Annotated in this window: 11 protein-coding genes; 6 read left to right on the top strand and 5 right to left on the bottom strand. The window is 73.9% G+C overall.

Translation table 11 applies throughout. The features are described from left to right. Window positions 1–133: 133 nt before the first annotated feature. Together L0B03_RS08750 and L0B03_RS08745 are read right to left on the bottom strand one after the other, a co-directional pair. On the bottom strand, window positions 134–1252 hold the full coding sequence (locus L0B03_RS08750; RefSeq protein ID WP_250445427.1) for a HAMP domain-containing sensor histidine kinase: 1119 nt from the start codon (window positions 1250–1252) through the stop codon (window positions 134–136). Then, on the bottom strand, window positions 1245–1922 hold the full coding sequence (locus L0B03_RS08745) for a response regulator transcription factor (RefSeq protein WP_250445426.1): 678 nt from the start codon (window positions 1920–1922) through the stop codon (window positions 1245–1247). Before L0B03_RS08745 ends, L0B03_RS08750 begins: the two co-directional genes overlap by 8 nt. An 86-nt stretch (window positions 1923–2008) precedes the next feature. Between L0B03_RS08745 and L0B03_RS08740 the strand changes: the two genes are divergently transcribed. Next, entirely contained in the window at window positions 2009–2665 is a 657-nt protein-coding gene (locus L0B03_RS08740) for a M15 family metallopeptidase (RefSeq protein WP_250445425.1), read from the top strand. A gap of 76 nt (window positions 2666–2741) precedes the next feature. Here the strand turns inward: L0B03_RS08740 and L0B03_RS08735 are convergent, their stop codons facing one another. Further along, a complete protein-coding gene (locus tag L0B03_RS08735) occupies window positions 2742–3575 on the bottom strand; it encodes an aldo/keto reductase (RefSeq protein ID WP_250445424.1) in 834 nt (277 codons plus the stop codon). Between the two features lie 81 nt (window positions 3576–3656). Between L0B03_RS08735 and L0B03_RS08730 the strand changes: the two genes are divergently transcribed. Genes L0B03_RS08730 through L0B03_RS08715 form a run of 4 tightly spaced genes read left to right on the top strand, consistent with a single transcriptional unit; the run spans window position 3657 to window position 8380 of the window. Continuing rightward, on the top strand, window positions 3657–4565 hold the full coding sequence (locus L0B03_RS08730) for an ABC transporter ATP-binding protein (RefSeq protein WP_250445423.1): 909 nt from the start codon (window positions 3657–3659) through the stop codon (window positions 4563–4565). Window positions 4566–4617: 52 nt separating this feature from the next. Next, window positions 4618–5604 (top strand): iron-siderophore ABC transporter substrate-binding protein, encoded by a 987-nt coding sequence (locus L0B03_RS08725; protein ID WP_250445422.1) that lies wholly within the window; start codon window positions 4618–4620, stop codon window positions 5602–5604. Next, window positions 5601–7724, top strand: a complete 2124-nt coding sequence (locus L0B03_RS08720) for an iron ABC transporter permease (RefSeq protein ID WP_250445421.1) — start codon at window positions 5601–5603, stop codon at window positions 7722–7724. Before L0B03_RS08725 ends, L0B03_RS08720 begins: the two co-directional genes overlap by 4 nt. A gap of 53 nt (window positions 7725–7777) precedes the next feature. Further along, window positions 7778–8380: a carboxymuconolactone decarboxylase family protein gene (locus tag L0B03_RS08715; RefSeq protein WP_250445420.1), complete on the top strand. Its 603-nt coding sequence runs from the start codon at window positions 7778–7780 to the stop codon at window positions 8378–8380. Between the two features lie 56 nt (window positions 8381–8436). Here the strand turns inward: L0B03_RS08715 and sigJ are convergent, their stop codons facing one another. Beyond that, window positions 8437–9336, bottom strand: coding sequence for an RNA polymerase sigma factor SigJ (gene sigJ, locus L0B03_RS08710; protein ID WP_250445419.1), 900 nt, complete (start codon window positions 9334–9336; stop codon window positions 8437–8439). A 182-nt stretch (window positions 9337–9518) separates the two neighbouring features. Between sigJ and L0B03_RS08705 the strand changes: the two genes are divergently transcribed. Further along, the gene (locus tag L0B03_RS08705; protein ID WP_250445418.1) at window positions 9519–10088 is read left to right on the top strand and encodes a dihydrofolate reductase family protein; all 570 of its coding nucleotides are present in this window, start codon (window positions 9519–9521) and stop codon (window positions 10086–10088) included. A 12-nt stretch (window positions 10089–10100) separates the two neighbouring features. Here L0B03_RS08705 and L0B03_RS08700 read toward each other — a convergent pair. Next, window positions 10101–10512, bottom strand: a 412-nt coding sequence (locus tag L0B03_RS08700; RefSeq protein ID WP_250445417.1) for a tetratricopeptide repeat protein, incomplete at its 5' end; no start/stop codon positions are given.

Genomic DNA, 10512 nt, shown 5'->3' with positions numbered 1-10512 from the left:
CGCCGCGCCGGGCGCCGCGTCGGACGCCGGCGCGCCGGGGTCTGGCTCCTGCGCTGCTTCCTGCCCGCATCCGGCGAGCAGCATGAGGCCCAGGGCGACGACGGCGAGAGGTGATCGGCGCATGGGCGTCACCCTAGGGGCGCGGGCCTGCCCGGTCAGGGGCGACGGCGGGGAATCTTGCCATCGCGACCAGCCCGCCCCCGTCGCGCGGGGTGAGCGCCAGCGCGCCGTCGTGCGCACGGACGATGGACGTCGCGATGGCCAGGCCGAGCCCAGCGCCGACGTGGTCGCTCCCCAGGGCGCGGCCCGCGCCCCGGTGGAAGGGCGCGGTCAGCCCGGCGACCTCCTCGGGCGTCATGACCTGGCCGGAGCTCTCGACCCGCAGGTGTGCGGCACCGTCGCAGAGGCGGGTGCTCACGCCGACCCACCCCTGGCTCGTCGTGTTGTGGACGACGGCGTTCTGCAGCAGGTTCGCGGCGAGGTGCTCGAGCAGTGTCGCGTGGCCGGCGACCACGGCGGGGCCGGTGTCGAGCCGGATCGTGACGCCGCGCGTCTCCGCGAGGTCGGTGAGCGTCTCGACGGCGTCTTCCACGACCAGGGAGAGGTCGACCTCCTCGCGTTCGGGCAGCCCGGCGTCGCTCCTGGCGATGAGCAGGAGGGCCTCGGTGACCGCGACGGCACGAGCGTTGGCCGCACCCAGCTGACCGAGGACGTGCTGGAGGTCGACGTCCGGATCTGCAGCGGCCACGTCGAGGACGGCCCGGGTGGTGGCGAGCGGGGTGCGCAGCTCGTGCGAGGCGTCGGCCGCGAAGCGTCGGTACCCCTCCACGTTCTGCTCGATCCGGGCGAGCATCGCGTCGAAGGTGTCGGCGACCTCGCGGAACTCGTCCCGCGGGCCGGCGAGCTCGATGCGGTGGGTCAGCGACCCGGCCGCGGCGCGTCGTGCGCCGCTGCGGATCGCGGTGAGCGGCCGCAGCACCCGGCCGGCGAGGAACCACCCCCCGAGCAGCCCCAGCGTGAAGGACGCTAGACCGGTGACGGATGCTGCCGGAACGAAGGCTCGCTGGAGGTCGGACCGGTCGGGCGCGAAGGTCGTCGAGTCACCGGGGCCGAGCAGGACGACGTTGCCCTCGGGCACGTACCGCAGGAGGAAGAGGAAGACGACGGCCAGCAGCATCGCGCTCACCACGGTCACCAGGGCGGCGTAGCTGAGGGTCAGGCGCCATCGCGCTGAGAGTCCGCGCCTACGCATCCTCGGGTCCCCCCGTCTCGACGCGGTACCCCACCCCGGGCACCGTGCCGATCAGCCACGGCTCGCCCAGCCGCTTGCGCAGCAGCGAGATGGTGATGCGGACTGCGTTGGTGAACGGGTCGGCGTTCTCGTCCCAGGCCCGGGCGAGCAGCTCCTCGGCGCTGACCAGGCCGCCGCCGGCCGCCATGAGCACCTCGAGCACCGCGAACTGCTTGCGTGTGACCGGCACGTACCGGCCGCTGCGGAACACCTCGCGCCGGAAGGGGTCGAGCCGCAGGTCGCCGAGCTCGAGCACCGGTGGGGTGCGCGCGGGGGTGCGGCGGGCCAGGGCGCGGAGGCGCAGCACGAGCTCACGCATGGCGAACGGCTTGGTGAGGTAGTCGTCGGCACCCAGCTCGAAGCCGCTGGCCTTGTCGTCGAGGCGGTCCGCGGCCGTCAGCATGAGGATCGGGACGCCCGCGCCGGTGTCGAGGATCCAGCGCGCGACCTCGTCCCCCGAGGGCCCGGGGATGTCACGGTCCAGGACTGCCACGTCGTAGGAGTTCACGCTCAGCAGCTCGAGGGCGGTGTCACCGTCCGGGGCGACGTCGGCGGCGATCGCCTCGAGCCGGAGCCCGTCGCGGAGGGCCGCGGCAAGGTCCGGCTCGTCCTCCACGATCAGCACGCGCACAGACCGACCATAGGTGCGCAGGTATATCGCTGGCGTATGCCCCGGCTGATACGCGACCGCAACAGCCGGTCCGGTGGTCTGGGCGCATGGACGCACGCACAGCCCCCTTCTCCCCGCCGAGCACCCCACCAGCGCCGAGCGCCCCCGGGCGCCCACCCCGCAGGCGCCTCCGGGTCGTCGCGGGCCTCGTGACGGTGGTGGTCGCGCTGGTCGTGATCTTGCTCGTCGCGAAGGGCCTCGCCGCCGGTCCGACCGGGGGCGCCGTCCCCCTCCCGGTACCGACGGAGCCCACGGCCGAGGACGGTCGCCTGCCCGACGGCGAGCCCGCCTCACCCTTCGACGACTCCGTCCCCACGGTCGCGCGGCTGGACCCGGCCCTGCTCGCCGCGCTGCGCGAGGCGGCGACAGCCGTCGAAGCGGACGGCAGGCCGCTGCACGTGACCAGCGGCTGGCGGTCCGCGGAGTACCAGAGGTGGCTGCAGGAGGACGCCCTGCGGACCTACGGGAGCGCCGAGGAGGCCTCGCGCTGGGTCGGTTCCCCGGAGACCTCGGCCCATGTGACGGGCGACGCCGTCGACATCGGCCCGTACGCCACGGCCGAGTGGCTCAGCCGCCGCGGCGCCCCGTTCGGGCTGTGCCAGGTGTACGCGAACGAGGTGTGGCACTTCGAGCTGCGGCCCGAGGCCCCCGTCGAGGGGTGCCCCGAGATGGTCGAGGACGCCTCCGCGGTGACGGGGTCGTGAGCGGGCGGGGCACTCTTCCCCCGAGGCCGACCGCCCGCGCTCCGTCGAGCAGAGCGCGGGCAGCCGGGCTAAGCCCTCAGGGGATCTTGTTGAACGTGTCCGGGTCCGGCCCGGTGCGGTGGTCGCGGTTGAGCTCGGAGATGCCCGCGAGGTCGGTGGTGCTCAGCTCGAAGTCGAAGACGTCGAAGTTCTCCTCCATGCGCGAGCGGGTCACCGACTTGGGGAAGACGATGTCGCCGCGCTGCAGGTGCCAGCGCAGGGTCACCTGGGCCGGGGTGCGGCCGTGGGACTCGGCGATGCGCACGATCGTCGGGTCGTCGAGCACCAGGCCCTGGGCGATCGGGCTCCACGCCTCGGTGGCGATGTTGTGCTCGGCGCCGTAGGCGCGCACCTCGTCCTGGGTGAGGTACGGGTGCACCTCGACCTGGTTGACCGCCGGCGGGATCGTCGTCTCCGCGTGCAGGCGGTTGAGGTGGTGGGGCTGGAAGTTGGAGACGCCGATCGCCTTGGCGCGGCCGGAGCGGTAGAAGTCCTCCATCGCCCCCCAGGTCTCCACGAAGTTGCTCACCGTGGCGAGCGGCCAGTGGATGAGGAACAGGTCGACGTGCTCGAGCCCGAGCTCCTCGAGGGTCCGGTCGAAGGCCTGGGCCGCGACCTCGGGGTCGTGCGAGTTGTTGTTGAGCTTGCTGGTGATGAAGACCTCGTCGCGGTCCAGCCCGGACTCCGCGAAGGCCTCGCCCACGCCCTTCTCGTTGCCGTACATCTGGGCGGTGTCGATGTGCCGGTAGCCGATCTCGAAGGCCTGCCGGACGGCGTCCTTGGTCTCCGCCGGGTCGATCTGGAAGACGCCGAAGCCCAGCTGGGGGATCTCGACGCCGTTGTTCAGGGTGATGTTCGGGACGGTGCTCATCTCCCCATTCGACCCCGCCGACGCCGGTTCCGCCTGCCGGACGGTTTGAACGATGAGTGAGGTGAGCCTTACCTTAAGCGCATGCCCGACGACGTCCTGCTCGACGCCCCCGTGCTTCCGGGCGCCCTCGCACCGGACCTCGCCGCGCGACCGACCCTCCTCGAGGCCGCCGGAGTCAGCGCCGGCTACCGCGGCGACACGGTGGTCCACGAGGTCGACCTGCGCCTGCGAGCGGGCCAGGTGACGACCCTCGTCGGCCCCAACGGCAGCGGCAAGTCCACCCTGCTGCGCACCCTCGCGGCCCTGCACCCCCGCTCGGGCGGGCAGGTGGGCGTCGGCGCCCCCGGCGAGGCCCGGGACGTCGACCACCTCTCGCGCCGCGAGCTCGCGCACCGCCTCACGCTGCTCTCCCAGAGCCGCCCGACGCCGGGCGGGGTCACCGTCCGCGAGCTCGTCGAGTACGGGCGCCACCCGCACCGGGGCCGCTGGCGGTCCGCCGACCCCGAGGGGTCCGTGGCGGTCGACCGCGCCATGCAGCTCACCGGAACCACCCACCTGGGCGACCGTCCCGTCGACAACCTCTCGGGCGGCCAGCTGCAGCGCGTGTGGCTCGCGGCCTGCCTCGCCCAGGACACCCCCGTGCTGCTCCTCGACGAGCCGACGACCTTCCTCGACCTGCGCTACCAGGCCGAGCTGCTCGACATCGTCCGGGATCTCGCCGACACCCACGGCATCGCCGTCGGCCTGGTGCTGCACGACCTGGACCAGGCCGCGGCCGTCGCGGACACCGTCGTCCTGCTGGTCGACGGGCGAGTCGTCGCGGCCGGCCCCCCCGAGGTCGTGCTGACCTCCGAGCACCTGACCGCCGCGTACGGCATCGCCGTCGAGGTGGACGAGGACCCGCGGACCGGCCTGCTGCGCACCCGCGTGCGTGCCCGCCACCACGAGCGCGCCCGCCGCGGCCCGGCGCCCCAGAACCCCACCCCCTGAGCCCGCGGCACCTGCCGCCGGCACCCAGCTGACCCATCCCTGAGGAGACCTGATGAGAGCACGTCCCGCTGCGACCGCCGCCCTGGTGGGCGTCCTGGCGCTCGCCGCCTGCGGCACCACCGAGCAGGCGCCGAGCGACGCGACCACCCCCGACGGCGAGGCGGGCACCGCAGACACGTCCGTCACCGTCACCGACGCCCGCGGGGTCGAGGTCACGCTGGACGCCCCGGCCGAGCGCGTCGCCGCCACGGAGTGGAACGTCGCCGAGTACCTCGTCTCGCTCGGCGTGGAGCCGGTCGGCGTCGCCGACATCACGGGCTTCGAGACGTGGGACACCACGGTCGAGCTGGGCGAGGACGTCACGGACATCGGTGGCCGCGGCGAGCCCAGCATCGACACCCTCGCGGCCCTGGACCTCGACGTCCTGTTCGTCACCGGCTCCCTCGTCGAGGGAGCGGTCGAGCAGATCGAGGAGACCATCCCGGTCATCGTCGTCCCCGGTGGTGACGCCACGGACCCCGTCGGTTCCATGTTCGACAACGTCGACCTGGTCGCCGAGGTCACGGGCACCCAGGACGCGGCGCAGACCCTGCAGACCGAGTACGACGACGCGGTCGAGGCAGCCCGTGCCGAGCTCGGTGACGTCTCGGACGTCCCGGTGGCCTTCGCCGACGGGTACGACACCGGTGAGGCCGTGACCATCCGGCCGTTCACCAGCGGCTCCCTCATCGGCGGGGTCCTGGGCGACCTCGGGTTCACCGACGCCTGGGCCGAGCTCCCCGACCTCGAGGCCGACCCCGCCTACGGCCTCGCCCAGGTGGACGTCGAGGGCCTCACGCAGCTCCCCGAGGACACCCGCTTCTGGTACATGGCCAACGGCGACGACGACGTCTTCGCCACGGCCCTCGCCGAGAACAGCATCTGGACCTCGCTGCCCTTCACCGCCGACGCCGTGCGGTTCCCCGACGGCATCTGGGGCTTCGGTGGCCCCGAGTCCATGATCCGCGCCATCGACGCGGCCGTCGACGCCGCCGGATGACCACCACCACGACGTCCGGCCCGGTCGGCGCCCGTGAGGTGCCGACCGGGTCTGACGTCGTGGGCGGTACCCCCGAGGCGAAGCGCGGCCGGGGGGTCGCCGCCCTCGTCCTCGGGCTGCTCGTCCTGCTGGTCCCGCTGTCCCTGTGGCAGCTGACCCAGGGCACCTCGGGCCTGGGGGCCGCCGACGTCTGGCAGTGGGCCCTGGGCGGCTCCGACGACCAGGCCAGCGCCGTCGTCCTCACCTCACGCGTGCCACGCCTGCTCGCGGCCCTCACCGCGGGGCTCGCCCTCGGCGCGGCCGGCACGGTGCTGCAGTCGATCACGCGCAACCCGCTGGCCTCCCCGGACACCCTCGCGGTGCACAGCGGCGCGCACCTGGCCCTGTCCCTCGGCGCCCTGGGCGGGCTGCCCGGTGCCTTCCTCGGTGACGTCCTGCTGGCCTTCGTCGGAGGACTGGTGTCCGCCGGTGCGGTGCTGCTGCTCAGCGGGACCTCGGGGGCCGCCGGCACCCGGCTCGTGCTGGGCGGGACCGCGCTGGCCGCGGCCATGACCTCGATGACCACGGCCATGGTCATCCTGTGGCCGATGGAGGCCCGTGGCATCTTCGCGTGGTCCGCGGGCTCCCTCGGGCAGAACGGCCTGGGCACCGTGCGTTGGGCGCTGCCGATCATCGTGGGCGTCCTGCTCCTGCTGCTCCTCCAGGCGAGGCAGCTCGACCTGCTGCGCCTGGGTGACGACCAGGCCGCCGCGCTGGGCATGAACGTGCGCCGCACCCGGGTGGTCGCCCTGGTGACGGCCGTGCTGCTCGCGGCCACCGCGGTCGCCACCACCGGCCCTCTGGGCTTCGTCGGGCTCGCCGCGCCGGCCTTGGTGCGGATGCTCGTGCCGTGGGTCCGTGGACTGCACCGGCACCGCACCCTGCTGGTCGTCGCGGCCCTCGCGGCCACGAACCTCGTCCTGGCCGCCGACGTCGGGCTGCGCGCCGTCGTCGGGGCGCAGGCCTCGGTCACCGTCCCGACGGGCACCGTGACCTCGTTGGTCGGCGGTGCGGTGGTGGTCGTCGTCGCTCTCCGGCTGCGGTCCCGTTCCCTGGGCGATGCCCGGTCGGCTCTGCCGGTCGACGGCGTGGGCGCCCGCCACCGCGGCGTGGTCCTGGGCGTGGCCGCCGCCGCGTTGATCGTCGCCGTCGTCGGGGCGTTGCTGCTGGGCGACCGGATGCTCCTGCTCGGCGACGTGCTCGTGTGGCTACGCGGCGAGGCCGGCCCCGTGGTCAACGGCGTCCTCGGCACCCGCGTGCCCCGGGTGGTGGCCGCCGTGCTCGCGGGTGTCGCCCTCGCCGTCGCCGGGACCGCCGTGCAGGCCTCCGCGCGGAACCCGCTCGCCGACCCGACCATCATCGGGGTCTCGGGCGGCGCGTCGGTCGGTGCGGTCCTCGTGGTGACTTTCGCCCCGCTCGCGGGGTTCTGGACCCTCGCCGGGGCAGCGGGCCTGGGGGCCCTCGTCTCCTCCGCGCTGCTGTTCGGCCTCGTGGCCCGGCGCGGCATGGCCTCGGACACCTTCATCCTCGTCGGGCTCGGCATCTCCTACGTGACGACGGCCCTGGTGACGATCCTCGTGGTGGCCACCGATCCGTTCAACGCCTCCAAGGCACTCACCTGGCTCGCCGGGTCCACCTACGGCCGCCTGCTCGAGCACCTCGTGCCCCTGGCCCTGGGCTGCCTGGTGCTGGTGCCGTTCCTGTGGTCCCAGCACCGCCGGATGGACCTCATCTCCATCGACGACGACACCCCCCGCGTCCTGGGTCTGTCGACCGGGCGCACCCGGATGATGCTGCTGGTCCCCGCGGTGCTGCTCACGGGAGTCGCGGTGGCCGCCATCGGGCTGATCGGGTTCGTCGGTCTGGTCGCCCCGCACGCGGCCCGCGCCCTCGTCGGACGTCGGCACCGGCTCGTCGTCCCGCTCGCCGCCGTCCTCGGGGCCGTGCTGGTGCTCGTCGCCGACACGGTCGGCCGGACGGCGGCCGCCCCCACCCAGCTCCCCGCCGGACTGGTGACCGCCCTGGTGGGTACCCCGTACTTCCTGTGGCTGCTGGCCCGCACCCAGCGCGAGGCGTCCTGACGGCGGATCGACCCTTGCGGTGTCACATCTCGCGCGGCCCGCACGTCGAGGTGGTGACGGCCGCCACCCGGGCGGCCCGGCACCAGGAGGACGTCATGGCTCGGATCGACCCACCCGCCCGTCAGCGCCTGTCCACGCGGCTCGTGGCCGCGATGAGTCGCCGCATGTTCGGCCAGGCCATGGAACCCGGCATGGTGACCGCCCATCACCGCGGGGTCTTCTGGTCCCAGCTCCTCGGCGAGATGACCCAGCTGAGGGCGCGCCACCACCTGTCGGAGACCCTGCGTGACCTGGTCCAGCACCGCGTCGCCGTCGTCATCGGCTGCCCGTGGTGCATCGACTTCGGCGCGATGCTCGCGCTGCGCGCCGGGGTGACCTCCGAGCAGCTGCTCGCAGTCCCCGAGTACGCGGCCTCACCGCTGTTCACCGACCTCGAGAAGCGCGCCATGGCCCTCGCCGACGCCGCGACGGCCACCCCTGCGCACGTCACCGACGAGCAGGTCGCGACGCTGCGCGCGGAGCTGGGCGAGGCCGGTCTCGTCGAGCTCGTCCACCTCGTCGCCCTGGAGAACCACCGGTCACGTCTCAACCACACGCTCGGCGTCACGGCGCAGGGCTTCACCGACAGCGAGGTCTGCGCCCTCCCACCACGGTGAGCGACGACGGTGCGGTGCCACGACCCGGCGGCGGTGCTGCGGTGGGCTGAGCCCCCTCAGCCTCGCGCCGCACCGATCCTCACGAGCTTGTCCGGGTTGCGCACCACGTCGATCCCGTGGACGAGCCCGTCGGGGCCCACGCGCGGCAGCACCACGGTCGCGCCGGCCTCGACCCGGCTGCCCGGGTGCGGCGCGATCCGCACGACGACGCCCACCTCCCCGTTGACGAGCACCGTCTCGAGGTCGACGTCCGCATCGCTGGCCAGCTGCCACAGCCCCAGGAAGAAGCGCGCGACCTTGTCGGCACCGACCACGGGCCGGAGCGCGGCGCTGACCCGCCCGCCGCCGTCAGAGGTGAGGACCACGCCGGGGGCCAGCACGCTCACCACCTCCCCGAGGTCACCCGCGGCGACCGCCCGGAGGAAGGAGTCGACGACGGCGCGTTGCTGGTCACCCGGCACGGCGGGGGTCGGCGCGCCCCGCTGCACGGCCCGTCGCGCGCGTGACGCCAGCTGACGCGCGTTCTCCTCACTCGTCTCGAGCACGCTCGCGACCTGGTCGAAGGGCACGTCGAAGACGTCATGCAGCACGAAGGCGACGCGCTGCCCAGGGGTCAGATGCTCGAGCACCATGAGCAGGGCGAGCCGCATCGACTCGTCGACCTCAGCGCGCTCCGCCGGGCCCGGAGCCTGGCTCACCACGGGTTCGGGCAGCCACGGGCCCACGTACTGCTCGCGCAGCGCCTGGACGGTGCGGAGCCGGTCCAGGCACAACCGCGAGGCCACCGTCGTGAGCCACGCGGCGAGGTTGCGGATCTCCGCACGGTCCTGGCGGGCGAGCCGCAACCAGGCCTCCTGCACCACGTCCTCGGCGTCGTGCACGCTGCCGAGCATCCGGTACGCCAGGCCGACGAGACGCGCCCGCTCGGCCTCGAACTCGGTGACGACGTCGTCCATCCAGGCCACCTCCTCAGGCCGTCGCCGCGTCGGTACCGCGAGACCCACCCAGGGTGCCAGGGCGCGGGGAGGCCCGGTAGGTCGCGCCCCAGGACCGGCTGCCCGATGACTTCGTCCCGCGGCGCTGGTCTGATGCAAGGGTGCGACCCGCGGTGGGCGGGTCCAGGACCCCGGAGGCCCCGATGGCGACGATCGTCTCGACCCTGTTCATCTCCCTCGACGGCGTCGCCGAGGTCGACCCGGCCTGGCACTTCCCGTACTTCGACGAGCGGATGGGCGAGGCGGTCGGCGAGGACTACGAAGACGTCGACGTCCTGCTCCTCGGCCGTGTGACCTACGACAGCTTCGTGGGGGCCTGGCCCGAGCGCGAGACCGCGGGCGGGGACGACGCCGAGTTCGCCACCCAGCTCGGCGAAACCCGCAAGCTCGTCGCCACCCGCGGGGACCAGGACCTCGGCTGGCGCAACGTCGAGCGGGTCCCGGACCTCCTGCCGGCAGTCGCGGCGGTCTCCGCCGAGCCCGGGGTCAGCAAGATCCTCGTCGCCGGCTCGATCTCCGTCGTACGGCAGCTCATGGCCGCGGGCCTCCTGGACGAGCTGCGCCTGTTCGTCCACCCGGTCGCCGCGCGTCACGGCGAGCGGCTCTTCGACGAGGGTGAGCCGATCTACCCGCTGCGTCTGCTGCGGTCCGAGGCCCTGCCCACGGGCGTGCTGCGCCTCGTCTACGCCCGCGGTGAGCTGCCCGCGACGTAGGGCGGCACGACCTCACGCACCCTGCGTGGCCTCGCCGCACGCCGCCAGGCCGTCGTGGGCCCGGCCCTCCTCGAACGAGTCGCCCAGCTGGAGGGCGATCGCGAGGGCGGCCCGGTGCCTGGTCCGCGCGCCTTCGACGTCCCGGACGCCGAGCAGCGCAGCGCCGAGGGAGTTGAGCACCGACCCTTCGAGGTGACGGTCTCCCATCGTCCTGCTCAGCGCGAGGGCCTCCTCGTGACGGGCGACGGCACCCTCCTGCCCCAGGGCGACGAGGGCGTTGCCGAGGTTGGTCGACGCGTAGGCGCGCACGCGCTCGGACCCGGTGCGCCTGGCCGTCACCAGCGCGCGGGTTGCCGCGTCGGCGCTCTCCTGCGGGCGGCCGGCGGCGAGCAGGACGTCCGCGAGGTTGGTGAGCGCGGCGGCC

Origin of the sequence: Actinotalea sp. C106, from assembly GCF_023630195.1 — a bacterium.
In the GTDB taxonomy this organism is placed as follows: domain Bacteria; phylum Actinomycetota; class Actinomycetes; order Actinomycetales; family Cellulomonadaceae; genus Actinotalea.
The sequence above is the reverse complement of the archived record's forward strand: the minus strand, read 5'-3'. Positions and strand labels throughout refer to the sequence as shown.